The organism is Nonomuraea marmarensis, assembly GCF_043197025.1.
In the GTDB taxonomy this organism is placed as follows: domain Bacteria; phylum Actinomycetota; class Actinomycetes; order Streptosporangiales; family Streptosporangiaceae; genus Nonomuraea; species Nonomuraea marmarensis.
Genome location: NZ_JBICRM010000035.1, coordinates 45,078 through 69,810, shown reverse-complemented (window position 1 = coordinate 69,810; position 24,733 = coordinate 45,078). Strand labels below are relative to the sequence as shown.

24 protein-coding genes are annotated in these 24,733 nt (G+C 68.3%); 10 read left to right on the top strand and 14 right to left on the bottom strand.

The genetic code is table 11. The annotated features are described in order from the left end of the window. Positions 1-48: 48 nt before the first annotated feature. A complete protein-coding gene (locus tag ACFLIM_RS39795; RefSeq protein ID WP_393174034.1) occupies positions 49-1,521 on the top strand; it encodes an APC family permease in 1,473 nt (490 codons plus the stop codon). A 14-nt stretch (positions 1,522-1,535) separates the two neighbouring features. Here ACFLIM_RS39795 and ACFLIM_RS39790 read toward each other — a convergent pair whose 3' ends face one another. The 7 genes from ACFLIM_RS39790 to rpsF form a co-directional block, all read right to left on the bottom strand. Then, complete coding sequence (locus ACFLIM_RS39790; protein WP_393174032.1) at positions 1,536-2,279, bottom strand: amino acid ABC transporter ATP-binding protein; 744 nt, start codon at positions 2,277-2,279, stop codon at positions 1,536-1,538. A 138-nt stretch (positions 2,280-2,417) separates the two neighbouring features. Further along, on the bottom strand, positions 2,418-3,257 hold the full coding sequence (locus tag ACFLIM_RS39785) for an amino acid ABC transporter permease (protein ID WP_393174030.1): 840 nt from the start codon (positions 3,255-3,257) through the stop codon (positions 2,418-2,420). Beyond that, on the bottom strand, positions 3,254-4,123 hold the full coding sequence (locus ACFLIM_RS39780) for an ABC transporter substrate-binding protein (RefSeq protein ID WP_393174028.1): 870 nt from the start codon (positions 4,121-4,123) through the stop codon (positions 3,254-3,256). Before ACFLIM_RS39780 ends, ACFLIM_RS39785 begins: the two co-directional genes overlap by 4 nt. A 280-nt stretch (positions 4,124-4,403) precedes the next feature. Beyond that, on the bottom strand, positions 4,404-4,850 hold the full coding sequence (gene rplI / locus ACFLIM_RS39775; RefSeq protein ID WP_393174026.1) for a 50S ribosomal protein L9: 447 nt from the start codon (positions 4,848-4,850) through the stop codon (positions 4,404-4,406). Between the two features lie 14 nt (positions 4,851-4,864). Then, on the bottom strand, positions 4,865-5,101 hold the full coding sequence (rpsR, locus tag ACFLIM_RS39770) for a 30S ribosomal protein S18 (RefSeq protein WP_020543048.1): 237 nt from the start codon (positions 5,099-5,101) through the stop codon (positions 4,865-4,867). Between the two features lie 157 nt (positions 5,102-5,258). Continuing rightward, complete coding sequence (locus ACFLIM_RS39765) at positions 5,259-5,810, bottom strand: single-stranded DNA-binding protein (protein ID WP_393174024.1); 552 nt, start codon at positions 5,808-5,810, stop codon at positions 5,259-5,261. A 78-nt stretch (positions 5,811-5,888) separates the two neighbouring features. After that, complete coding sequence (rpsF, locus tag ACFLIM_RS39760; RefSeq protein ID WP_026214314.1) at positions 5,889-6,179, bottom strand: 30S ribosomal protein S6; 291 nt, start codon at positions 6,177-6,179, stop codon at positions 5,889-5,891. A gap of 191 nt (positions 6,180-6,370) precedes the next feature. Here rpsF and ACFLIM_RS39755 point away from each other — a divergent pair, with 191 nt between their 5' ends. Next, the gene (locus ACFLIM_RS39755; protein WP_393174022.1) at positions 6,371-6,688 is read left to right on the top strand and encodes a hypothetical protein; all 318 of its coding nucleotides are present in this window, start codon (positions 6,371-6,373) and stop codon (positions 6,686-6,688) included. 45 nt (positions 6,689-6,733) lie between these two features. Here the strand turns inward: ACFLIM_RS39755 and ACFLIM_RS39750 are convergent, their stop codons facing one another. After that, the gene (locus ACFLIM_RS39750) at positions 6,734-6,913 is read right to left on the bottom strand and encodes a hypothetical protein (RefSeq protein ID WP_393174020.1); all 180 of its coding nucleotides are present in this window, start codon (positions 6,911-6,913) and stop codon (positions 6,734-6,736) included. A 149-nt stretch (positions 6,914-7,062) separates the two neighbouring features. Here ACFLIM_RS39750 and ACFLIM_RS39745 point away from each other — a divergent pair, with 149 nt between their 5' ends. Continuing rightward, entirely contained in the window at positions 7,063-7,806 is a 744-nt protein-coding gene (locus ACFLIM_RS39745; protein ID WP_393174018.1) for a deoxyribonuclease IV, read from the top strand. Positions 7,807-7,956: 150 nt separating this feature from the next. On the opposite strand, the gene ACFLIM_RS39740 is transcribed toward ACFLIM_RS39745, so the two are convergent. The 4 genes from ACFLIM_RS39740 to ACFLIM_RS39725 all read right to left on the bottom strand — a co-directional run bounded on the left by ACFLIM_RS39740 (position 7,957) and on the right by ACFLIM_RS39725 (position 13,406). Beyond that, the gene (locus ACFLIM_RS39740; RefSeq protein ID WP_393174016.1) at positions 7,957-9,021 is read right to left on the bottom strand and encodes a mannosyltransferase family protein; all 1,065 of its coding nucleotides are present in this window, start codon (positions 9,019-9,021) and stop codon (positions 7,957-7,959) included. Between the two features lie 10 nt (positions 9,022-9,031). Then, positions 9,032-10,333 carry a glycosyltransferase family 87 protein gene (locus ACFLIM_RS39735; RefSeq protein ID WP_393174014.1) on the bottom strand — a complete coding sequence of 434 codons (1,302 nt, stop codon included), beginning with the start codon at positions 10,331-10,333 and terminating at the stop codon, positions 9,032-9,034. 11 nt (positions 10,334-10,344) lie between these two features. Beyond that, complete coding sequence (locus ACFLIM_RS39730; RefSeq protein WP_393174012.1) at positions 10,345-12,885, bottom strand: transglycosylase domain-containing protein; 2,541 nt, start codon at positions 12,883-12,885, stop codon at positions 10,345-10,347. A gap of 134 nt (positions 12,886-13,019) precedes the next feature. After that, positions 13,020-13,406, bottom strand: a complete 387-nt coding sequence (locus ACFLIM_RS39725; protein WP_393174010.1) for a DUF5318 family protein — start codon at positions 13,404-13,406, stop codon at positions 13,020-13,022. A gap of 133 nt (positions 13,407-13,539) precedes the next feature. Between ACFLIM_RS39725 and ACFLIM_RS39720 the strand changes: the two genes are divergently transcribed. Then, entirely contained in the window at positions 13,540-14,127 is a 588-nt protein-coding gene (locus ACFLIM_RS39720) for a PadR family transcriptional regulator (RefSeq protein ID WP_393174008.1), read from the top strand. Between the two features lie 13 nt (positions 14,128-14,140). After that, positions 14,141-15,220: an inositol-3-phosphate synthase gene (locus ACFLIM_RS39715; RefSeq protein WP_393174006.1), complete on the top strand. Its 1,080-nt coding sequence runs from the start codon at positions 14,141-14,143 to the stop codon at positions 15,218-15,220. Between the two features lie 61 nt (positions 15,221-15,281). Here the strand turns inward: ACFLIM_RS39715 and idi are convergent, their stop codons facing one another. After that, positions 15,282-15,866 carry an isopentenyl-diphosphate Delta-isomerase gene (gene idi / locus ACFLIM_RS39710; RefSeq protein ID WP_393174004.1) on the bottom strand — a complete coding sequence of 195 codons (585 nt, stop codon included), beginning with the start codon at positions 15,864-15,866 and terminating at the stop codon, positions 15,282-15,284. A 96-nt stretch (positions 15,867-15,962) separates the two neighbouring features. Here idi and ACFLIM_RS39705 point away from each other — a divergent pair, with 96 nt between their 5' ends. After that, complete coding sequence (locus ACFLIM_RS39705; protein ID WP_393174002.1) at positions 15,963-17,267, top strand: MFS transporter; 1,305 nt, start codon at positions 15,963-15,965, stop codon at positions 17,265-17,267. On the opposite strand, the gene ACFLIM_RS39700 is transcribed toward ACFLIM_RS39705, so the two are convergent. Then, the gene (locus tag ACFLIM_RS39700) at positions 17,218-18,618 is read right to left on the bottom strand and encodes a CCA tRNA nucleotidyltransferase (protein WP_393174000.1); all 1,401 of its coding nucleotides are present in this window, start codon (positions 18,616-18,618) and stop codon (positions 17,218-17,220) included. The genes ACFLIM_RS39705 and ACFLIM_RS39700 overlap by 50 nt on opposite strands. Positions 18,619-18,760: 142 nt before the next feature. Between ACFLIM_RS39700 and ACFLIM_RS39695 the strand changes: the two genes are divergently transcribed. The 4 genes from ACFLIM_RS39695 to ACFLIM_RS39680 all read left to right on the top strand — a co-directional run bounded on the left by ACFLIM_RS39695 (position 18,761) and on the right by ACFLIM_RS39680 (position 24,724). Further along, a complete protein-coding gene (locus ACFLIM_RS39695; RefSeq protein ID WP_393173998.1) occupies positions 18,761-19,285 on the top strand; it encodes an aminoacyl-tRNA deacylase in 525 nt (174 codons plus the stop codon). 50 nt (positions 19,286-19,335) lie between these two features. Then, positions 19,336-21,441, top strand: a complete 2,106-nt coding sequence (locus ACFLIM_RS39690) for a DUF6049 family protein (protein WP_393173996.1) — start codon at positions 19,336-19,338, stop codon at positions 21,439-21,441. Continuing rightward, complete coding sequence (gene murJ, locus ACFLIM_RS39685) at positions 21,438-23,045, top strand: murein biosynthesis integral membrane protein MurJ (RefSeq protein ID WP_393173994.1); 1,608 nt, start codon at positions 21,438-21,440, stop codon at positions 23,043-23,045. Before ACFLIM_RS39690 ends, murJ begins: the two co-directional genes overlap by 4 nt. A 167-nt stretch (positions 23,046-23,212) precedes the next feature. Beyond that, complete coding sequence (locus ACFLIM_RS39680) at positions 23,213-24,724, top strand: protein kinase family protein (RefSeq protein ID WP_393173992.1); 1,512 nt, start codon at positions 23,213-23,215, stop codon at positions 24,722-24,724. Positions 24,725-24,733: the final 9 nt, after the last annotated feature.

Sequence of the window (24,733 nt, the reverse complement as noted above, 5' to 3'; positions counted from 1 at the left end):
TCCAAGTGGTGAGACATTGTGGGCGGGTTCCCTGAGGTGGGGTGTTCCTTGTCCACCATTCTGCGACGACTGCCGCCTTCCGAGGCGACCGGCCTACGCACCGGCGCCCGGCACAGCCTGGCCGAGCTCTACCGTCCGGCCGACCTCGTGGTGCTCGGGCTCGGCGTGATGATCGGCGCGGGCATCTTCTCCATCGCCGGGCAGCAAGCCGCCACCACGGCCGGTCCTGGCGTGATCCTCTCGTTCATGATCGCGGGGATCGCCTGCCTGCTCGCCTGCCTGTGCTACGCCGAGCTGTCTTCCACGATGCCGGCCTCCGGCAGCGCGTACACCTTCACGTACGTCATCTTCGGCGAGGTCTGGGCCTGGGTCATCGGCTGGGCGCTGATCCTGGAGCTGCAGTTCGCCGCCGCGGTGGTGGCCAGGGCGTGGGGCGCGATCACGGTCCGGGCGCTCTCCAACTTCGGCGTCCGCCTGCCGCGCGAGGAGCTGGCCGCGGACGTGCTCGTGTTCGTGATCCTGGTGCTGCTCACCGGCATCGTGGCGCTGGGCGCGCGGGTCGGGTTACGGGCTCTGTGGATCATGGTGGCGGCCAAGCTGCTGGCCATCGGCGCGGTCATCGTCGTGGGCGCGCCCCACATCGACGTGGCGAACTTCGGCGAGTTCTACGTCCCGCCCAAGGCGTTGCCGACCTCGCCGGCGACCGTGCTGGAGGTGTTCGTCGGGGAGAGCCAGGCGTTCGGCTGGTTCGGAATCTTCGCGGCGGCCTCGGCGATCGCGTTTGCGTACATCGGGTTCGACATCGTGGCCACCTCCGCCGAGGAGACCGTCAACGCGCCCAGGGCCGTGCCCAAGGGCATGATCCGCAGCCTGGTGCTCGCCACGGTCGTCTACCTCGCGGTGGCGCTGGTCATGGTGGGCATGGTCTCGTACACGAAGATCTCGGTGGAGATGCCGCTGTCCAGCGCGTTCCGGGTGATCGGGGTGGACTGGATGGTGCACGTCATCGACGCGGGCGCGGTGCTCGGGCTGACGACCGTCATCCTGGTGCTGATCGTGGGGCAGACGCGGGTGCTGTTCTCGATGGCCCGCGACGGGCTCATCCCGCGCGGCCTGGCGTCGGTCAGCCGCCGCTACCACACGCCCACCCGGGTGACGCTGGTGATCGGGCTCGTCGCGATCGTGCTGGCCGAGTTCGTACCGGTGCTCACGATGCAGGAGCTCGTGGTGATCGGGACGCTGTTCGCGTTCATGTTCGTGGCGGCCGGGGTGATCGTGATGCGGCGGCGCATGCCCGACCTGGAGCGGGGGTTCCGGGTGCCGCTGTCGCCGCTGGTGCCGGCGCTCTCGCTGGTGGCCACGCTCTGGCTCATGGTCAATCTGCGGGTGCTGACCTGGGCGTGGTTCGCCCTGTGGATGGCCTTCGGCCTGCTGGTCTATCTCGTGTACGGCCGCCGCCACAGCCTCCTGGCCCGGCCCCGCACCCCGGTAGAGCCGGTACGAGGACGGCACCGCCGCTAGAACCGGCCGCCGCGTCAGAAGCGGCCCGACTCCAGCACGCTACGCAGGAATTCCCTGGTCCTGGCGTTCTCCGGGTCGGTGAAGATCTTCTCGGCCGGACCCTTCTCGAGGAGCACGCCGCCATCGAGAAAGCACACCGTATCCGAAATATCGCGGCAAAAGCCCATCTCGTGGGTCGTGAGGATCATCGTCATCCCCGACTCCTTGAGCTCCCTGATGATCCCCAGCACCTCCACCACCAACTCTGGGTCCAGCGCCGAGGTGACCTCGTCGAGCAACATCAGCCTGGGCTGCGTGGCCAGCGCCCTGATGATGGCCACCCGCTGCTGCTGCCCGCCGGAGAGCTGGTCGGGGTACGCCCGCGCCTTGTCCCCCAGCCCGAACCTGACCAGCAGCCCGTACGCCTGCTCCTCCGCCGCCACCTTGCCCACCCCGTGCACCTGACGGGGCGCCAGCGTGATGTTGTCCAGCACGGTCATGTGCGGGAACAGGTTGAACGCCTGGAACACGATGCCCAGCCGCTTGCGCACGTCGTCGACGTTCACCCGCGGATCGGTGATCTCCTCGCCATCGAGGAAGATCGCGCCGTCGTCCACCGTCTCCAGCAGGTTCACGCAGCGCAGCAGCGTGGACTTGCCCGAGCCCGAGGCGCCGATCAGGCTCACCACCTCGTGCGGGCGCACCTCCAGGTCGATGCCGCGCAGCACGTGGTGACCGTGAAAGTTCTTCCACACCCCATCGATCGTCAGAAGGCTCATGCGCCCTCCTTCGTAGGGCGCATGAGCCTGACAGGGCTGTGTCTGATTGTTCGCTCGCTGCGCTCGCTCATGCGCCCTCCTTCGTAGGGCGCATGAGCCCGACAGGGCTGTGTCTGATTGTTCGCTCGCTGCGCTCGCTCATGCCCCGCGCCTCCTGCGGGTCCGGGCTGCCAGGTGGTCGGTGAACCTGGCCATGGGGATGGTGAGCATGATGAACAGCAGTGCCGCCACGAGGTAGGACGTGTAGTTGAACGTGCTGGCCGCGTGGATCTGCGCCTGCCTGAGCGCCTCCAGCGGCCCGATGGTGGCGACCAGCGAGGTGTCCTTCTGCAGCGACACGAAGTCGTTCAGCAGCGGCGGCACGACCCTGCGGGTGGCCTGCGGCAACACCACGAACCGCATGGTCTTGCCGTGGCTCAGCCCCAGCGAACGGGCCGCGGCCACCTGGCTGGGGTGGATGGACTCGATGCCGGAGCGGAACACCTCGGCCACGTACGCGCCGTACGACAGCGTCAGCGCGATGATGCCCAGCGTCGCCAGGTCGGACGGGATGCCCTGCAACCTGAGCGCGGGCAGCCCGAACCCGATCAGGTAGATCACCAGGATCGTCGGCACGCCGCGGAAAACGTCGGTGTAGAGCGTGGCCAGCGCGCGGATCGGGAAGAACGCGGGCGTCCTGATCCCCCTGGCCAGCGCCACCAGCAGCCCGACGACCAGGATCAGCGGCTCGGCGATCAGGAAGATCCTGATGTTGAGCAGGAACCCGCTCAGCACGTCGGGCCACGCCTTGGCGAACTGATCGGCGTTGAAGAACGTCTCCCGCACCCGCGGCCAGCCCGGCGAGCTCGTGACCACCCAGGCGACCAGGACGATGAAGACGACCGTCGACACCGTCGCGATCGAGGCCGAGCGACGGGCGTGCGACCTGCGTACCCGCTCCCGCCGGACCTGCCGCTCGGACTTGACCCACTCGCTCATCGCAACTCGGGCGCGCCCGCCGCGGACCCGAGCCACTGCTGCTCGATCTTGGCCAGCTCGCCCTTCGACGTCAGCGTGTCCACGGCCTTGTCCACGCAGGTCTTGAGCGGGCTGCCCTTCTCCATGACCAGCCCGAACTCCTCGGGAGTGCCGCCCGTCGAGCTGAACTGTCCCACGATCTTGGAGTTCTCGACCTGCGCCGCCGTCACGTAGAAGGCCGTCGGCAGGTCCACGACCAGCGCGTCCACCTGCTTGTTCTTCAGCGCGTTCACGGCGTCGATCTGCTCGTTGTAGACGTTGGGGTCGTCGGCGGGCTGAATGATGTTCTTGACCGCGTCGAGCGAGGTTGTCCCCACCTGTACGCCGATCTTCGCGTCCTTCAACTCGGCCAGGCTCTTCGCCCCGGCGAACTTACCGTTCTCGACCGCCACGATGGCCTGCTTGACCGTGTAGTAGCCCTTGCTGAAGTCGACCGCCTTGGCCCGGTCGGGCGTAATGGACACCTGGTTGATGTCGAAGTCGAACTGCTTGTCCCCCGGCGCGAACGCCGAGTCGAACTTGACCGTGCTCCACTGCACCTCGGTACGGTCGAAGCCGAGCTCCCCCGCCACCGCGAACGCCACCGCACTCTCGAACCCCTGGCCGTTGCTCGGATCGTCGTCCTTGAACCACGGCTCGAAGGCCGGCTTGTCGGTGCCGATGCTCAGCTTGCCCGCGTTGACAAGCTGAAGCTGCTCCTTGGCACACGCGGTGGACGTCGTAGGACTGGCCGTGCCGGCCGTGGTCGCCGTGTCGTCGACGGGTGCGCAGGCGACGGCCGCCGCCGCGAGCGCGCCGATCGCGAGCAGCATCGAGGGACGGGCCATGGCCAAGCCTCCAGGGGGAAAGCGCGAAAGAACGAGGGCATTCTACGCTGCCCGAATAGGGAATAACGTCCGCGGGTGCACCTCACCACGGCAGTCGGCCGGTGCCGGGGTCACCACGGCGATCGGTCAACGTGGGCTCGCGTAACGGCGCTCAGCCGGTGAAGGGTCAGCGGCCGTTTCCTGGAGGGCCATCAGCCATGTGCGGCGGGTGGGTGCCTTGGCACCGCGTACAGAAAAAAGGCCCCTCCCCGTACGGAGAGAGGCCCTTTCTCGAAAAAGATCAGCCCGCGACAACCTCGACATCCACAGAAGCGGATACGTCGGGATGGAGCTTGACGGTGACCTTGTGGGAGCCGACGCTCTTGATCGGGTTGACGATCTCGATGCGGCGGCGGTCGAGGATCGGGCCGCCGGCCTTCTTGACGGCGTCGGCGATGTCGCCCGTGGTGATCGAGCCGAACAGGCGGCCGGACTCGCCCGCCCGCGTGGCCAGCCGCACGCGCAGCGCGCCGAGCTGGCCGGCGACCGCCTTGGCGGTGCCCAGGTCGCGGATCTCGCGAGCGTCGCGAGCCTTCCTGATGGTCTCGATCTGCTTCTCGGCGCCGCGTGTCCAGCGCATGGCGTAGCCGCGCGGGATGAGGTAGTTACGGCCGTAGCCGTCCTTGACCTCGACGACGTCGCCAGGGGTGCCGAGGCCGGAGACCTCGTTGGTGAGGATGAGTTTCATATCGACAGTCCTCCTTAGCGCGCGGTGCTCGTGTAGGGCAGCAGGGCCACCTCACGGGCGTTCTTGATCGCGGTCGCCACGTCGCGCTGGTGCTGGGTGCAGTTGCCCGTCACCCGGCGCGCACGGATCTTGCCGCGGTCGGAGATGAACTTCCGCAGCAGCGCCGTGTCCTTGTAGTCGACGTAGGAGATCTTGTCGTGGCAGAACAGGCAAACCTTCTTCTTGGGCTTGCGCAGTGCCGGCTTGGCCATCGTGGTGCTCCTCTCAGAGCCCCGCCGTTCGAGCGGGAATGGACTCGGACTGTTTGGACAGGTTCCCGCCTTCGGCGGAATTTAACTGCTTGGAAAGGCCCTTGCGGGCCTTGCTGTCTGGTTTAACCAGAAGAATGCGCTTCGCGGATTCTTCTGGTTAGAAAGGCGGCTCATCGCTGAAGTCGTTGCCGCCGCCCTGCTGGGCGCCGCCCTGCTGGCCGCCACCCTGGAAACCGCCACCGCCGCCGCCGAAGCCGCCACCCTGGGCGGGCGGGGCGGGCGTCGCGGAGGCCCACGGGTCGTCGGCCGGGCCGCCGCCGAAGCCGCCGCCGCCGCCCTGACGGGAGGTGCGGTTGACCTTGGCGGTGGCGTTGCGCAGAGACGGGCCGACCTCGTCGACCTCGACCTCGTAGACCGTGCGCTTCTCGCCTTCCTTGGTCTCGTAGGACCGTTGCTTGAGCCGCCCCTGCACGATGACCCGCATCCCGCGCTGGAGGCTCTCGGCGGCGTTCTCCGCCGCCTGCCGCCACACGTTGCAGGTCAGGAAGAGGCTTTCGCCGTCCTTCCACTCGTTGGTCTGGCGATCCATGAACCGCGGAGTGGACGCGATGCGGAATCGAGCCACCGCTTGCCCCGTCGGGGTGAAGCGCAGCTCGGGGTCTTCGACAAGGTTGCCGACGATGGTGATTACGGTGTCGCCTGCTGCCATGGCTAGCGCTCGCCTTCCTGCACGCCTTCGCTTGGGTTACGGCTCAGAGTACGGGGCTTCCCCGACAAAAGCCGGGGCTTAGTGCACGTCGGGGCGGAGGACCTTGGTACGCAGGATGCCCTCGTTGAGGTTCATCTGCCGGTCGAGCTCCTTGACCGTCGCGGGCTCCGCCGACAGGTCGATGACGGCGTAGATGCCTTCGGACTTCTTGTCGATGTCGTAGGCGAGACGGCGACGGCCCCAGACGTCGACCTTCTCCACGGTGCCGCCGTCATTGCGGACCACGGTGAGGAACTGGTCGAGGGACGGCGCGACGGTACGCTCATCGAGCGAAGGGTCCAGAATGACCATTACTTCGTAACGACGCATGCGGGACTCCTACCTCCTCTGGACTCTTGCGGTCACGACACTCTGCCGTGACAGGAGGACGCTGACGTTTGTGCCCGGGCGCCCCTTTCGGCGCCTCGGGGCGATGGATCATCCATCACAACGCAGCATGCACAAGGTTACCAGCCGCGAGTACGTGGGAAGGCCTTTAGGAAACCTAGGGGGTGGTGGCAGTGCCACACGTGCTTCAACCCTCCGAGAGGGAGCGGTTCAAGCTCACGCTCAACACCGACGGGCGTTCGCACCCGGTGGAAAACGCCCTGGCCGTCTCCGCGCTGGCGTGCGGCGTGGTGGCCTTCGTCTCGACGTTCTGGATCTCCGCGCACGCGATCTCGGCGTGGTTGGGCACGCTGGGCTTCGGGGTCGGGCTCTACTCGCAGTACGTCTCGGCGACCACGCCGCAGCGTTCGCTCAACATCATCGGGCTCGTGGGCTCGTTTGTCGGGGCGGCGCTCGGCATCGCGCACGGCGGCTTCCTGCCGTACTCATGAGCGACGGCCCCGGAGTTCTCCCCCCGGGGCCGTTCGATATGTGACTCACCCGCCGATGTGCAGGTCTATGCCGAGCAGGACCAGGAACCACAGGAACACCGCGAGCAACGCCTCCGCGACGTCCCTGAGCAGACCGGGGGTGATGTAGTGGTTCATCCAGGCCACATAGATCCCGACCACCACATAGATCAATAAGATCAGCGCTCGCCAGCGCCAGTTCGCCATCGCTTCTCCTCGCGTAGGGGCGCCTGCCGACTGCCCGGATAGCCCCCCGCCAAACTGCGTTTGATGGTCGCACTCGCACGGGGCTCCGCTGGTCACGCGAGCTACCGCTCTCCGCCCCAGGCTCGCCGCTCCAAAGTAAGCTCGGTGACATGGTGCGCATCGGAGCTCATGTCGATCAGGACGACCCCGCCGCTCACGCCGAGGAGGTGGGGGCCGAGGTGGTGCAGTTCTTCCTCGGCGATCCTCAGGGCTACGACAAGCCCGTGCTGCCCGCCAAGCCGGTCGAGGGCGTCGACATTTACATCCACGCCCCCTACCTGATCAACGTGGCCACCACCAACAACCGGATCAGGATCCCCGGCCGCAAGCTGCTGGAGCAGCACCTCAAGGCGGCCGCGGGCCTCGGCGCCAAGGGGCTGATCGTGCACGGCGGTCACGTCAACAAGAGCGACGATCCACAGGCCGGGTTCGACAACTGGCGCAAGGTGTTCGAGCGCATGGAGTGCCCGATCCCCGTGCTGATCGAGAACACCGCGGGCGGCGACAACGCGATGGCGCGCAAGCTGGAGCGCATCGCCCGGCTCTGGGACGCGCTCGACGGCTTCGACGTGGGCTTCTGCCTCGACACCTGCCACGCCCACGCCGGCGGCGAGGAGCTGGTCGACCTGGTCGGCCGGGTCAAGGCCATCACCGGCCGCATCGACCTCGTCCACTGCAACGACTCGCGCGACGACTTCGACTCCGGCGCCGACCGCCACGCCAACCTGGGCAAGGGGAAGATCGACCCGGAGCTGATCCTGGCGGTCTGCCGGGCGGCGGGGGCGCCGATCGTGGTGGAGACGCCCGCCGAGGGCCAGGCGGACGACATCGCGTTCCTGAGGAAGAACCTCTAGCGAATACACACAGCCTGTGGATAACTTCCCTGGATTACCGAGACGAAGAAACGGGTAAGACGGGAAGCTTGCTTCCCGTCTTACCCGTTTAAGCAAAGGGCTTTTCTTCCTCGCTTTTGGGGGGAGCGCGGGGGGCTTGCCCCCCGCGGGTCAGCCCGCCCACGCGCCGCTGAGGAAACGGCCGGTGTTGACCAGCATGAGCGGCCCCGAGATCATCGCGTAGAGCGCGATCACCCACGCCCTCCTGGTCGCGGCCCTGGCGACCAGCACCCACAGCGGAAACCACAACACCAGCGAGCGCGGGATCGACAGGTAGTACGCCGACGTCATCAGCGCCGCCGCCTGCATACCCGTGTAGACCAGCTCGCTCCACCTGCGCAGCAGGAGCAGCCAGACCAGTACGGCGAAGGCCACCGCGGCCCCGGCGATCTCCATCCGGAAGGCCACCGCGAAGTCGTCTGACCCCATGGCCGAGCGCCAGGTCGTCTTCCACGCCACCCACGGCCATTCGAAGTCGCGCCCCCAGCCGGCCTCCTGCGCGTGCTTCCAGGCCAGCCAGTCGCCCGACCTGCCGTAGTGGTAATACGAGTACGCCACCAGCGGCGCGAACGGCACCAGCAACCACCCGGCCCGCCGCGGCGACTCCTTGCTGGTGAAGAACTCCACCACCAGCGCGACCGCGAGGAACAACCCGGTGATCCGCACGCAGGAGGCGCCCGCGGCCAGCAACGCCGCCGCCGGCCACCGGCCCTGCCTGGCCGCCAGCCACGCCGGGATCGCGAACGCCAGGAAGAGCGACTCGCTGTAGCCCGCGGCCAGGAACACCGACATCGGGAAGGCCAGCAGCGCCAGCACCGCCATCCAGCCGGAGGCGCCTTCGAGTTCGGCCAGCCGGGCCAGCGCCACCATGGCCACCGCCCCGGCGACCAGCGAGATCAGCAACCCGGCGACCGACCAGTCGTGGACGACGAAGTGCACCAGCCGCAACATCGCCGGCAGCCCGGGGAAGAAGGCGGGCAGCCCGTCGTCCGCCGGCCTGCCGGGCTCGCCGTCGTACCCGTGCTCGGCGATCGTGATGAACAACCCGGCGTCCCATTTGCGCCACTTGTCGGCGTACTCGCCGATCGTGACCCCGAGCAGCGTCGACACCAGCAGCCCCGCCCGGGAGCCGAACCAGAGCAGCAGCGCGTCCCGAGCGGCCGAGCGAGTGATCATCAGACGGGCATCAGCGTGAGGTCAGCGTGAACCGGTCGCGAGCATCGTCGAAGACGCCGCCCGCCTGGTCGTCGATGCCGGCCTGCCGCACCACGTCCTTGTCGGGGCGCAGGATGTCCCGCACGACGAACGCCATCATGATCCCGATCGTGATGATCCGCCCCCAGACGGCGGTGAAGTACGTGTCGTCGCCGATGCCCAGGTCGTTCCTGCTGAGCGGCGGCTGGGAGAGCAGATAGAGCCAGATGGCGGCGAAGTACCAGACCTCGGCGAGCTGCCACAGCGCCAGCGGCTTCCAGTTGGGCCTGGCCAGCACGGCGAACGGCACCAGCCAGAGCACGAACTGCGGCGACCACACCTTGTTCGTCATCATGAAGGCGGCCAGCGCCAGGAAGCAGATCTGGGCCAGCCTGGGCCTGCGCGGCGCGGCCAGCGTGAGCACGGCGATGCCCAGGCACAGGACGCCCAGCGCCACCATGCCGAGCGTGCTCACGTCGCCCTCGCCCAGGATCGGCCAGCCCTTGTTCTGGAAGAACAACCACGCCGAGCCCCAGTCCACCCCCCGCTCCTGGGAGAAGACGTAGAACCTGCGCCAGCCCTCCCAGGCGAAGATCATGAAAGGCCCGTTGACCACGAGCCACGCGCCCGCCGCCGAGCCCATCGTGATCAGGAACGGCCGCCATCGCCCGGTACGCCACGTGAGCAGGAACAACGCCCCCACGAACATCAGCGGGTAGAACTTGGTCGCGATCGCCAGCCCCAGCAGCACCCCGGCCAGCACCTGCCGGCGACGCCCCCAGGCCAGCAGCATGCCCATCGACAACGCGCCCGCGACCAGGTCCCAGTTGATGTACGCGGCCAGCACCACGGCGGGCGAGACGGCGTACCAGAGCGCGTCCCACCGTCGCGCCGGTCCGGCCACCGCGGCCATCAGCAGCACGCCGGCCACGAGGCTGATGCCGAGCAGGATGACCGTCAGGTCGTAGAACCTGACCGCCTGCGCGACCTTGTCGATCTCCAGCCACCGGGCGATCCAGCTGATCACTTGCATGACCTCGCCCAGCACGACCGGATATTCGACCTGCTTGTCGAACGGCACCTGGGCGAAGTAGGGGTTCTGGGTGTCGAGCGCCCGGTCGAAGTAGAGCGGGTAGATGTCGGTGTAGCAGAAGTTGGTGTACGTCGAGACCTGGTCGTTCCAGCCGCCGGCGCGGCACGGCAGCCGCACCACGTACGCGAGGGTCGCCCCCAGGGCCGCGATCAGCCCCAGGGGAAGGTACGGGACGGTGCGCCACACCAGAGGGGGGCGCACCTCCGTACTCGTCACCGGTCCTCGGCGGGTCTGCTCGACATCGGCGCCGGACCCGACGTTCGCGGCTTGGGCGCCTCACCGCCGCCGTTGATCCCGTTGTTGTCGCCGGTCTGGGGGAAGCCAGGGTCGCCGGCGCCGCCCGGCTCGTCGATGGTGACGTCGCCGCCGGTGTCGTCACCGCACGGGCCGACGAGGCAGTCCTGGTTGTCGCCCCCGCCGTCGAAGGGGTTGTCCCCGCTGTCGAACGGGTTGTCGGGCGTCGGCGACGGGGTGGGCGTCGGGCTCGGCACGATGTTCTCGGGCAACCCCACCTCGGCCTTGGTCGGGAACTGCTCGATCGGCTTGCCCTGGTGCGCGGCCAGCATGAACTTCTGCCAGGCGATCGTGGGCGGGCCGGCGCCCTCGAAGCCCAGGGACACCTCGTAGGGACGGGTGTAGGGCTTTTCTTCGCTGTACTTCGTGCTCGGCTCGCCACGGGGAGTGATCGGGCAGTTGGAGTGAACGGGGGGGACGACCTTGCCCGACTTCGTCCTGCACTCCTCGCGGTAGAACCCGACCGCGGTGGAGAGCTGCGGCGTGTAGCCGACGAACCAGGCGCCGTTCTCTTCGTTGTTCGTGCCGGTCTTGCCGGCCGCCGGCCGGTTGCCGAGTCCCTTGCCCGCCGCGGTGCCGCTCCTCAGCACCTCCTGCATGGCCACAGTGGCGTCGGCGGCCACGCCCGGGTCGATGACCGACTTGGAGACCGCGATCTCGGGATACGCGACCTTCTTGTTCAGCTGCACCTCTCGCACCACGTGGTACTTGATGTACTTGCCGCCATTGGCGAAGATCGAGTAGCCGGCGGCCTGTTCGACCGGGGTCACCGGAGCGCTGCCGATGGCGAACTGGTAGTGGTGCACATTGACGTCGTCGTCCATGCGCTTCTGGTTGAACCCGGCCGCTTCGACGAGGTTCTTCACGTCGTCGATCTGGCCCGGCAGCTTGTATGCCATCGACACGAACGCGGTGTTGACCGACTGGGCGGTCGCCTTGACGACGTCGACGGCCCGGCCGACGTTGTGGCTGTTCTTGATGCCGCCCGCGGCCTGGCCGGGGAGCACCTTCGGCACCGTCTCGTTGCCCGGCACGTAGCTCTTGAGCGAATAACCGGCCTGCAGCCAGGCGGCCAGGACGTACGGCTTGAACGCGGACGCGGCCTGCTTCTTGGAGTCGAAGGGCTCGTTCCACGGGTCGGTGACGTAGTCGGTGCCACCGTAGGTCGCCAGGACCCGGCCGGTCTTCGGGTCCACCGCGGCCAGGCCCGCGTGGAACTCCTTGTTCATGCCCGACATCGTGGTGGTCACGGCGGTCTCGGCGGCCTTCATGAGATTCTTGTCGAAGGTGGAGTAGATGTCGTAGCCGCCGCTCCTGATCTCATCCTCGGTCAGGCCACGCGTTTCCAGTTCCCTCAGGACCTCGCTCACCATGTAGCCCTTGAGGCCGCCGTACTCGTTGTCGTTGCTGGCCTTGCGCGTCCTGGGGAACTTCGCGGTCTTCGGGAGCTGGCCGTACTTCTCCGGCCACACCTCGGCCATGTTCCTGATGACGTCGTTGAAACGGGCCTTGAGCGCGGGAGCGTCGGGCTCCCAGGCCGGCTGCTGGATCCGCGCGGCGAGGTAGGCGGCCTGTACGGGGGTCAGCTTCGCGGCGGTGACCTTCTCGCCGAAGTAGGCCTTCGCGGCGGCCTCGATGCCGTAGGCACGACCGAAGGGGATCGTGTTCAGGTAGTTCTTGAGGATGTCTTCCTTGGTCAGGGTGTCGTCGAGTTTGACCGCGACGAAGATCTCCATGACCTTGCGCTTGACGGACACTTCCTGGCTGAGGCCGTCGTAATAGTTGCGGGCCATCTGCTGCGTGATCGTCGAGGCGCCCTGCAACTGCTGCCCGGTCGCCGTCATCCACAACGAGCGGGCCATGCCCGAGATGGAGATGCCGGAGTCCTCATAGAACGACTTGTTCTCGATGGCGATCGCGGCGTCCTTGATGGTCTGCGACATCTGCGAGAACTCGATGATGTCACGTTTCATGCCGATCTTGGCGATCGGGGTCTTGTCCCGGTAGTAGATCGTGCTCCCCTGGGCGAGCGCCTCGGACTGGGTGGCCACGGGCACTGGGGTGTTGGCGTACGCGACCATGATCATGCCGAAGAGGCCGGCCGCGAGCACCACGAACCCGGCCACGACGATCTTCCAGCTCGGCACGAACCTGCGCCAGCCGCCCCTGCCGCCGCCGTTCTTGGTCGGCGGTCCCGGTGGCACCGGCGGCTCGCCCTGGCCCTTCCTGCGCGAGCGCCGCGGCGCGTCGCCGACCATGGTCTCCTGGTTACTCACCGTGCGCGTGTTCTGGCGAGCGCGCGAGCGCGGCGGCGGCTGGTCGCCGCGCCCGGCGGACTCCTCGTACGGCTGCGCCGCCATGGCCCCGGTCTGCTCGTAGGCGGCCTCGGGACGACGCGGCGGCGGCTGCGCCGCGCCCCAGCCCGGCTCGCCGGTTTGGGGCGGAGAACCCTGGGGCACAGAACGGGATGAGCTGGACCGACGGCGCCTTCCAGGCCGGGCCGGCCCCTCATTCATGCTGTTACTCACACGTCCTCGCATCGTCGTCGGAACAAAACGGCGGTGGGCGTGAGGTTCCTCGCCGCCCTCGGTCTTCACGCATGACCGACGAGGTCAGGCGGTCCGTTTCCGAGGACGTACGAAACCGTCAGGTGGTTCCAGGAACAACCCTGGCAGACCTCGACAACGTACACCCGGAACTCATCGTAATCATGGGCCATGGTCACGAGTTCCGACATGACCTTTGCCTGACCGGCATGCCTGCCGAGGGAATCCCCGTAGACATAGGTCACGTTGGTGACGTTCTCCCTTTCGCAGACCGGGCAGGGGCGCTCGGTCGGCTCGCCGAAGTGGCGCGCCGCGCGAAGGAGATAAGGCTGTGCGTCACAGACATCACCACGCGCGGCTCGCCCGGTACGCAGGGAGCGGACCACCGCCCTTTTCGCGAGGCCGTAATCCACCACCCTCCGTTGTGACCACATGAGCGCCAGACTAGCGGCGTTTTACCGATTCATCCCACGACTTGGCAGATTCAGAGATTGCCGCCATATAGCGGACCGACGTATCCTTGAGATGTATCGACTCGATACATCGACGCGAGAGGGGGCGGTTCCGGTGGCCGGCGGACAGGGCAGGGTCTTGGAGCTGGCCGTGCTCGGGTCGCTGCACGAGACACCGCTACACGGCTATGAGCTGCGCAAACGGCTCAACGCCCTGCTGGGGATGTTCCGTGCGTTCTCCTACGGGTCGCTCTACCCTTGTCTGCGATCACTTCTCGCTCAGGGCCTCATCGCGGAGGAGCAGCCCGCTCCGGCCACGATCGTCGGCGGCAGATCGAAGATCGTCTACAAGCTGACCGCCGAGGGCAAGGAACGGCTGCAGGACATGCTGACCCAGGCCGGTCCTTCCGCCTGGGAGGACGAGAGCTTCGGGGTGCACTTCGCCTTCTTCCGGCACACCGAGGCCGAAGTGCGCCTGCGCATCCTCGAGGGCCGCCGCAGCCGGCTGGAGGAGCGGCTCGACGCGGTGCGCACGGCGCTGGCGCGCACCAGGGAGCGGCTCGACAGCTACACGCTCGAGCTGCAGCGTCACGGGCTCGAGTCGGTCGAGCGCGAGGTGCGCTGGCTGAACGAGCTGATCGCAACAGAACGTCGGGCCTCGGAAGAGGGGCCCGAAAGAGATACCACGTCAACTGATGAGTAAGGGAGCGAGTGCGATGGGTTCGGTTCGCGTGGCCATTGTCGGTGTCGGCAACTGCGCGTCGTCGCTGGTCCAGGGCGTTCACTACTACAAGGACGCCGACCCGGACACACGGGTACCGGGCCTGATGCACGTGAGGTTCGGCGACTACCACGTCGGCGACGTCGAGATCGTCGCGGCGTTCGACGTGGACGCCAAGAAGGTCGGCCGCGACCTGTCCGAGGCGATCGTCGCCAGCGAGAACAACACCATAAAGATCACGGATGTGCCGCCCACAGGGGTGACGGTCCAGCGGGGCCACACCTTCGACGGCCTGGGTGAGTTCTACCGGGAGATCATCGAGGAGTCCGACGAGGAACCCGTCGATGTGGTCCAGGTGCTCCGTGACAACCGGGTCGACGTGCTGGTGTCGTACCTGCCTGTTGGCTCCGAGGAGGCCGACCGGTTCTACGCGCAGTGCGCCATCGACGCTCGTGTCGCGTTCGTCAACGCGCTGCCGGTCTTCATCGCCTCCGACCCGGTGTGGGCGCAGAAGTTCACCGACGCCGGGGTGCCGATCGTCGGCGACGACATCAAGTCGCAGGTCGGCGCCACGATCACGCACCGCGTGCTGGCCAAGTTGTTCGAGGACCGCGGGGTGGAGCTGCTGCGCACGTACCAGCTCAACTTCGGCGGCAACATGGACTTCATGAACATGCTGGAGCGCAAGCGCCTCCAGTCCAAGAAGATCTCCAAGACCCAGTCGGTCACCTCGCAGATCCCGCACGAGATGGGCAAGGCCGACGTGCACATCGGCCCGTCCGACCACGTGCCGTGGCTGGACGACCGCAAGTGGGCGTACGTGCGGCTCGAAGGGCGTTCGTTCGGCGACACGCCGCTCAACCTGGAGTACAAGCTCGAGGTCTGGGACTCGCCCAACTCGGCCGGGATCATCATCGACGCCGTCCGGGCCGCCAAGATCGCCCTCGACCGGGGCATCGGCGGGCCGATCCTGTCGGCGTCGTCGTACTTCATGAAGTCGCCGCCCAAGCAGTTCTCGGACGACGAGGCTCGGGAGTACGTCGAGAAGTTCATCAGGGGCGAGGTCGAGCGCTGACCCTCTGACCCGCGGCGCCGCACCCGCCCGGGTGCGGCGCCGTCGCGTTGCGCTGGGTGGTTCAGAGGCGGGCGGCGGGAGGCAGGTCGGCGGCGGAGGCGGGGTGCCAGGTCAGCGGATCGGAGCCGAGCTCCTTCAGCAGCGGCACCTGCTCCCTGCACCAGGGCGAGATCGCCAGCAGGCCGTTCTGCACACCCTCGGCGAACTCCTTCCACGGCATCCACAACACCTCCCCCACCTCCTCGGGGTTGGGCGCGACCGGAGCGTCGACCGTCACCCGGTAGACCGGGCAGAGCTCGTGCTCGACGATCCCGTTGGGCATCACCGCCCGGTAGGCGAACGTCGGCAGCAGGAGGTCGGCGGGCTCGGCCCTGAGCCCGAGCTCGTAGGAGAGCCGGCGCAGGACCGCCCGCTCCGGCGGCTCGCCGGGCAGCGGGTGGCCGCAGCAGCTGTTGGTCCAGACGCCCGGCCAGGTGACCTTGTGGTCCGCTCTCCTGGTGAGCAGCACGCGGCCTTCGTGGTCGAAGACGTAGCTGGAGAACGCCAGATGGAGGGGGGTCTCATGGCCGTGCACCGACGTCTTCGGCGCGGTGCCGATCGCGTGGCCGGCACCGTCAACCAGCACAACGTGTTCCTCAGTCGTCACGCTATGAAGCGTACGTGATCATGACGACCGCTCGGAACCCGATGTCCACCTGCGGCACCAACCTACGGCGCATATTAGACGGCTAGGCTGACGGGCGTGTCTTTTGTCGCCGATCTACGCGTGGTCCTGCGGGGCAGGGATTTCCGGCGGTTGTTCGGCACCCGGCTGATTTCCCAGTTCTCCGATGGGATCTTCCAGTTCGGCGTGACGGGCTTCGCCTTCTTCAGCCCGGAGAACCAGACGACCGCGCTCCAGGTGGCCACGGGGCTGGCCGTGCTGCTGCTGCCGTACAGCGTGCTCGGGCCCTTCGTCGGTGTGTTCATCGACCGCTGGTCGCGGCGGCAGATCCTGATGGTGGCGCCCTTCGTGCGCGGCGTGTTGTTGCTGCTCGCCGCCGGCCTGGTCGCCGCCGACGTGCCCGACCCGGCGTTCTACGCGGCGGCGCTGGCCGTGCTCGGGGTCAACAGGTTCTTCCTGGCCGCGCTCGGCGCCTCGCTGCCGCACGTGGTGCCCACCGACCGGCTGATGGCGGCCAACGCGGTCACCCCGACGTCGGGGACCGTGGTCACGTTCGTGGGCGCGGGCGTGGGGTTCCTGCTGCGCGAGGTGTTCGGCAGCGGCGATATCGGCGTCGCGCTGCTCCTGGTCATCTCGGGGGTGGTGTTCGGGCTGAGCGCGCTGGTCGCGCGCACGATGGGCCGCGACCTGCTCGGCCCGGAGGCCGACCCCGACCGGCCGCAGGCGCGCGAGGCCGTCCGCCACGTGCTCGGCGGTCTGGTGGACGGCGCCAAGCACCTGGTACGGCACCGTACGGCCGTCGCCACCATGGGAGCGATGGCCGCGCACCGCTTCTTCTACGGCATGGCGACCGCGCTCGGCATCCTCCTCTACCGCTACTACTTCACCGACGGCGATCCCGACGCCGCGCTGCGGGGGGTCGGCCTGGTGGTGGCCACCTCCGGCGTGGGCTACTTCATGGCCGTGATCATCACCCCCTACGCCACCGAGCGGTTCACGATCGAGCGCTGGGTGCCGATCGCGCTGTCGGCGGCCGGGGTGCTGACGGCCGTGCTGGTGCTGCCCTTCCAGGAGTGGGGGCTGCCGGTGGCCGGGTTCGTGCTGGGCGTGGCCGGGCAGAGCGTCAAGATCTGCGCCGACACCACGGTGCAGCGCGACGTCGAGGACATCTACCTGGGCCGCGCGTTCTCGATCTACGACATGCTCTTCAACGGCATGTACGTGCTCGCCGCAGCCCTGTCGGCGATGATCCTGCCGGCGAACGGCAAGTCCTACACCGCCGTCGTGATCGCCGCGGTCGGCTACCCCGCGGCGGCGCTCCTCTATCGGATGATCACGCGCCCACGTCGTTCGACCTCGCCCACTCCAACAGCGCCTCGGTAGCCGCCTCCTTGCCGATCAGGCCCTTGTCGAGCCTGAGTTCGAGCAGGAACTTGTACGCCCGCCCCACCACCGGCCCCGGCCCGACGCCGAGCACCCGCTGGATCTCGTTGCCGTCGAGCTCCGGCCGGATCTTGGCCAGCTCCTCCTGGTCGGCGAGCCTGGCGATGCGCTCCTCGAGCTGGTCGTAGGTCCGCGACAGCGCTATCGCCTTGCGCTTGTTGCGCGTGGTGCAGTCGGCCCTGGTCAGCTTGTGCAGCCGGTCCAGCAGGTGACCGGCGTCGCGCACGTAGCGGCGTACGGCGCTGTCGGTCCACTCGCCCGTGCCGTAGCCGTGGAAGCGCAGGTGCAGCTCGACCAGCCTGGAGACGTCGGAAACCACGTCCTTGGGGAACTTCAGCTCGGTCATCCGCTTCTTCGTCATCTGGGCGCCGACCACCTCGTGATGGTGGAACGACACCCGCCCGCCCGACTCGTGACGTCGCGTCTTCGGCTTGCCGATGTCGTGCATGAGCGCCGCCCAGCGCAGGATCCGGTCGGGCTTGCCGTCCTCCTCCAGCGCGATGGCCTGTTCGAGCACGATCAGCGTGTGCTCGTAGACGTCCTTGTGCCGGTGGTGCTCGTCGATCTCCAGGCGCAGCTTGGGCAGCTCGGGCAGCACGTGCGCGGCCAGCCCCGTCTGGACCAGCAGCCGCAGCCCCTCGCGCGGGTAGGCGCCGCAGATGAGCTTGTCGAGCTCGTCGCGGATGCGCTCGGCCGAGACGATCTCGATGCGCTCGGCCATCGCGGTCATCGCCGCCAGGGCCTGCCCGTCCACGTCGAACCCCAGCTGCGAGGCGAACCTGGCGGCCCGCAACATGCGCAGCGGGTCGTCGTCGAATGACCGCTCCGGCGTGCCGGGCGTGCGCAGCCGCCTGGCACGCAGGTCGCTCATCCCGCCGTACGGGTCGACGAACTCGTGCCCGGGCAGCCGCACCGCCATCGCGTTGACCGCGAAGTCACGCCGCTCCAGGTCGGCCTCCAGCGTCTCGCCGTAGAGGACCTCCGGCTTGCGCGACTTCGGATCGTACGACTCGCTCCGGTACGTCGTGATCTCGATGAGCCAGCTCCCCTTGCGCAGGCCGACGGTGCCGAAATCGATGCCGATCGTCCACACGGAGTCGGCCCAGCCCCTGACGATCTCGAGCACGCGCTGGGGGTGAGCGTCGGTGGTCAGGTCGAGGTCGTTGCCGCTGCGTCCGAGCAGCAGGTCACGCACGGGACCGCCGACGAGGGCCAGCTCGTGGCCTTGCGCGGCGAACAGGCGGCCCAGCTCGTCGGCCACCGGCGCGATCTTGCGGAACAGGTCGGTCATGGTCCGCTGCTGGCTTTCGGTCAGAGTTGAGTCGGACAAACGAGGATGCCTTCCCGGAACATATCCCCCGAGCCACATCGGATCGGGGTTACCGTCGGTCAAGGGACCGTCGGGGGCCATGGAACACGGCAAGGAGGACTATATGAAGGACGCCCTCGCGATCCACCGCTGGCTCCTCGCACACCAGGTCCATCATGAGATCGTACGCCTTCCGCGTCCCATGACATGCGCGGAAGAGCTGCCGGAGACGGTCTCCGCGGCGCCCGGCAGGTGCCTGATGGTCACGGTGCTCGAGGTCGTCACCAGGATCGGCCGCGAGGTCGTCATCGCGGTCACCACCACCGTGGGGTCCCCGCCGCGCCCGGGAACCATCGGCGGGCTGCTCGGCGTGCGCCAGGTGCGCGCGGCCCAGGCTCACGTGGTCAACTCGGCGACCGACTACGCCGACGGGCTGGTGTGCCCGCTGCTGCTGCCCGAGTCGCTGCCGATGTTCATCGACGACCGGCTGAGCGCCGACGACAAGCCGATCTTCACCCCTACCGGCGAGCGGCACACCGCGCTCACCATGCGGGCGCTCGACCTGCTGACACTCCTACCGGGCAAGATGGTTGATCTACGTGGCCCACGGCCGAGAGGATCACGTGGGACGGTCGCGCGGCGGCACTGAGCCCGTAGCATTGCGGGCGTGCGTCGTCGTAGTCCAGCTCGGGCAACCGCGTGATCCGTAAGGCCGCGCTGCTCGCCGTGTTGTCCGCCGCGTTGCTCGCCCCGATGGTGGCGGCGACGCCGGGCGTGGCTGCCACGGAAACACGCAGGCAGACGTTCGGGGTGTCGATCACGTCGATCACGCCGGACGTGCCGAAGAACCTGACCGATGTGATCAAGTTCACCGGCACGATACGCAACGACACCGGCGTCGCGCAGTCCGGCCTGCGGGTACGCCTGCGCTACACGCAGCAGAGGTTCACCGACCGCGCCGCGATGGCCGCGTACCAGAGCGACCAGAACCCCGCGACACTCCCGAACATCCCCTCCGACTCATCTGCCATGGACATCCCGCCGATGGCCCCCGGCGCCCAGGCGCGCTGGGAGTTCACGGCGACGCCCGTGCAGATGGGGATGCGCACGTTCGGCGTCTACCCGATCGCGGTGGACGTGTCGCAATATCGGGTCTCACTCGCGGCGCAACGGACTTATCTCACGTACGCGCCGACCACGGTGCCGGAGGTGCCGCGCAACCAGCTGGCCATCGCGCTGCCCGTCATCGACCAGCCGCACCGGGCGACCGACGACGCCCTGTTCGTGGACGACAAGCTGAGCCAGTCGATCACCGGCAAGGGCCGCCTGGCCGACCTGGCCCGCATCGCGCAGGTCGCGCCCAAGACCGTCACCTGGTTCGTCGACCCCGCGCTGCTCGACGACCTCAACACGATGACCAAGGGCTACAAGGTCAAGGCCAAGGACGGCGACGAGAGCAAGCCGGGCAACGCCGAGGCCGGCACGTGGCTGACGACCATGCGCACCTCGCTGGCCGCCTCGCCGGTGGTCGCGGTCCCGTACGCGGATCCCGACGTGGCGGCGCTCGCGCACCAGGGGCTGGACACGCAGACCGGCCGGGCGATCGAACTGGGCGGGCAGACGGCCCGGGCGCTGCTCAACCGCGCCGCGCAGACCACCGTCAACTGGCCGCCCGCGGGCGTGCTCGACGCCGACGCGCTCGACCTGCTGTCCGTTAGCAAGGACAGAGTGAACAAGGTCCTGCTCAACGCCACCAACCTGCCGCCGCAGCCACCCGTCACGTTCACGCCCGACGCCGCGACGACGCTCGACTCGGTGAGCGGCCCCGTCACCGCGCTGGTCGCCGACGCCGAGCTGAGCCGCTTGTTCGAGCCGACGACCGCCACGTCCGTACTGCTCAGCATGCAGCGGTTCATCGCCGAGACCGCGATGATCGCCGCCGAGCCCGGCCAGACCTCGCCCAGGTCGCTGGTCGTGGCCCCGTCGCGGCGCTGGGACCCCAACCCGACGCTCGTCGCCGCTCTGATGAAGGCCGCGGGCCGGCTGCCGTGGTTGCAGCTGACCACGCTCGACTCGATCAAGCCGGGCAAGGCGGCGGTGCCGCGCGCCGGGCTGACCTACACCGAGCAGGACCGCAAGGAGGAGCTGACCCGCAAATACCTGACGCCGGTCAAGGACGTCGGGTCGAAGGCGCAGCTCACCTCCCTGATCACGGTGCAGAAGACGCCATCGAGCTTCGACGCGGCGGTGCTCAGGTTGACCTCGTCGGCCTGGCGCAACAGCACGCGCGTGGGCCGTTCGGTGACCAAGCTGGTCAACTCGGCCGTGGCGGCCAGGACCGACGAGATCCAGATCACCGGCGCGGGCCCCGACCGGCCGCGCACGCTCGCGGGCAGCAACGGGGTGGTACCCATCAGCGTGAAGAACTCGCTGAGCACGGACATCGATCTCTACATCGACGTCAAGTCCAACAACCCCGATCTGCTGCAGGTCAACTTCAAGCAGGACGGCCCGCTGCGGATCGGCGGCGGCCAGAGCGGCACGGTGCAGGTGCCGATGAACGCCCCCACCAGCGGCAGCGCCGACGCGACCGTGACCGTGCAGCTGAAGACGTCCGACGGCCAGGCGTACGGCGAGCCGCAGCGGCTGACGATCCGCACCACCGGCTACACCGGGATCGCCCTGGTGATCGTGGGTGCGGCGCTGACCGTGATGCTCGCCGCCGTGGTGACGCGGGTGCTGCGCCGCAGGTCGGAGCGCAGACTCGCGCGGGCCGCCAAGAACCGGGAGAGTGAGACCGTATGAGCCGCATGCTTCGGGCCAGCGCCATCATGGCGGCGGGCACGATGGTGTCCAGGGTCACGGGGTTCGTGCGGACCATGGTGCTCGCCTACGCCATCGGCACCAAGGCGCTGGGCGACTCCTACAACGCGGCGTACGCGATCCCGTACAGCATTCTCGACCTGCTGCTCCTCGGTGTGCTGAGCAGTGTCGTGGTGCCGATGATCGTCCGGGCGCAGCAGCACGACTCCGACGGCGGCCGGGCCTACGAGCAGCGGCTGCTGACCGTGGCCGCGGTGGCGCTGGCCGTGGTGGCGGTGCTCGCCGTGTTCGGTGCGCCGCTGCTCATCGACCTCTACACCGACTGGGCTCCGGGCAGCCGCAAGTACGAGGTCGCGGTCCTGCTGGCCCGCTTCATCCTGCCGCAGCTCGCCTTCTTCGGCGTGGGCGCGGTCGCGGGCGCCATCCTGAACACCCGCGACCGCTACGGCGCGCCCATGTGGGCGCCGGTGGTCAACAACCTGGTCGTCATCTGCGTGTTCCTGGCCTACGTCGTGCTCAGTGGGTCGGGCGACAACATCGAGCGGATCGGCAACGGCGATCTGGCGCTGCTCGGCCTGGGCACCACGGCGGGGATCGTGGCCCAGGCGGCCATCCTGATCGTCGCGCTCAAGCGGGTCGGGTTCTCCTTCGTGCCCCGTTTCGACGTGCGCAACGCCCGGCTGGGCGAGATGGGCAAGGCGGGCGTCTGGACGATCGGCTACGTGGTCGTCACCCAGCTCGGCTTCATGCTGACGACCAACCTGGCCAGTGCGGCGGGCGACGCGGTGGAGGGGCACGGCATCAGCCCGTACACGCTGGCGTTCCAGCTTTTCCAGCTCCCGTACGGCGTCATCGGCGTCTCCGTCATCACCGCCATGCTGCCGCGGATGAGCAGGGCCGTCGGCGAGGGGCGGTTCGGCGACGTGCGTAGCGAGTTCGGGTCGAGCGTGCGGCTCATCTGCTCGTTGATGGTGCCGGTGTCGTTGCTGCTCATGGTGCTCGGGCCGGCGATCACCGTGCCCATCTACGGTCACGGGGCCAACAGCGTCTCCGACGCCGTCTACATCGGCAACGTGTTGCAGGTCTACGGGCTGGCGCTGGTGCCGTTCTCGGTATTCCAGTTGCTGCTGCGGGTTTTCTACAGTTTCGGCGACACGCGTACGCCGGTGTTCGTCGGCGCGGGCACTACCGCGGTCAACGCGGTGCTCATGGTGCTGTTCAATGCCATGTTGCCGGCTCAGTACGCCGTGATGGGGTTGGCCCTCGCGTACGCCATCGCGTACGCGCTGGGTGCGGTCACGGCCTGGTGGCTGGCCAGCCGCCGGGTCCGGGGATTGGGCGGCTGGAGCATCGGTATGGGATTGACCCGGATGTATCTCGCCGCCCTGCCCACGTCGGTGCTGGCGCTGGCCGCGGTCTGGGTGGTCACCGGGGCGTTCGACGGGCTAGGGTTCGTCAACTCGCTGATCGTGCTGGCGGTCGGTGGGGGCCTGGGCTTGCTGCTCTATCTCGGCGTAGCGCACAGAATGCGCATCCCGGAGGTCAACTCGATCGTTGGGATGGTCGCGGGGCGGGTAGGCCGGTAAAGAACACGGTCGGAATCGACTCGGCACTACCATGGGAGCCCGACACGTGCGAATGGAAGCAGGAGGGGCGTGGGCGGATCCATCCGGCATAACGTACCTTCGTGGGACATCACCACGCAGGTGGGTCCAGTCATGAGCACGCCCGATCGGCCAAGCGGAGTGAGCCTGTGAGCACGTCGGCCGTCGAACCCGGCACTCGTCTCGCCGAGCGCTTCCGGCTTGAGGACCGCGTGAGCGAGTCCGACGGCGCCACGTTGTGGAAGGCCATCGACGAGATCCTCGCCCGTCCCGTGGCCGTGCACACCTTCGCACCGGACTTCCCGCGCGTCCACGAGGTCGTCACGGCCGCCCGCGCCGCCAGCAGGCTGACCGACCCGCGCCTGACCCAGGTGTTCGACGCGGCGGAGGCCGACGGGCACGCCTACGTGGTCAGCGAGTGGGTCACCGGCGAGACGCTGACCGACCTGCTCGCCTCGGGGCCGCTGGAGCCCGAGCGCGCGGCCGGGCTGGTCGCCGAGGCCGCCGAGGCGCTCAAGCACGCCCACGAGTCGCAGCTCTACCACCTGTGCCTGCGCCCTTCGCACCTGGTGTGGACCACCGGCAACACGGTCAAGGTGCTCGGCGTGGCCGTCGACGCCGCGCTGTCCGGGCTCACCACCGACCAGCCCGCGCTCGACGACGCCGAAGGGCTGGGCCGGCTGCTGTACGCCGGGCTGACCGGTCACTGGCCGGGCGACGAGGAAGAGGGCGGGCTGCCCGCGGCCCCCATGATCGACGGCCATTTCTGCTCGCCCCGCCAGGTCACCGCCGGCGTGCCCGGCTACCTCGACACGGTCACGGTGCGCGCGTGCCTGCCCGAGTCGCGCAAGGGCCAGCGCCCGCTGACCAGCCCGTCCGACGTGGCCGAGGCGCTGGCCGACGTGGCCAGGCCGATGCCGATCCCGATCGCCTATCCCTCGACGCCCGCGGTGGCCTCCGCCTCGCATACCGAGGGCCTGGACATCGCCCACCGCCAGCAGCTCACCGTCCCGCGGCCACCGCCCGCGCCGCGCCGCCCCTCCAACGGCGGCGGCAGCATGCTCAACCGGGTGCTGATGACGCTGGTGGTGCTGCTCGTCATCGCCGCCGTCGGCGTCGGCGCCTGGACGATCGGCCGCAGCCTGGGCAGCCCGACCACGCCTGAGACGTCCGACAACAGCCCGAGCAGCTCGGCGTCGGCCTCGGCCGAGGCCCAGGCCGTCAAACCGGACAAGGCCCAGGGCTTCGACCCGCTCGGAGACGGCGACGAGAAGCCCGAGCTGGCCGCGCTGGCCATCGACGGCAAGCCCGGCACGTTGTGGAAGACCGAGGCCTACACCAGCGCCGACCTGGGCAGACTCAAGGACGGCGTCGGCCTGCTGCTCGACATGGGCAAGTCCATGCAGATCAGCGACGTGGTGGCTACGCTGTCTGATGCGCCGGGCGCGACCGTCGAGCTCAAGGTGGGCGACTCACCCGATCTCGGCTCGCTCAAGACCGTCGCGACCGAGAAGAACGCGGCAGGTAAGACCACCTTGACCCCTGAACAAGCAGCGAGCGGCCAGTACGTTTTGATCTGGTTTACGCGTGTTCCGGCCGATGCGGGCAAGTTTCATGGCACCATCTATGAAGTAGTGGTGCACTCTCCCGGATCAGCTTAATCAGGAAAC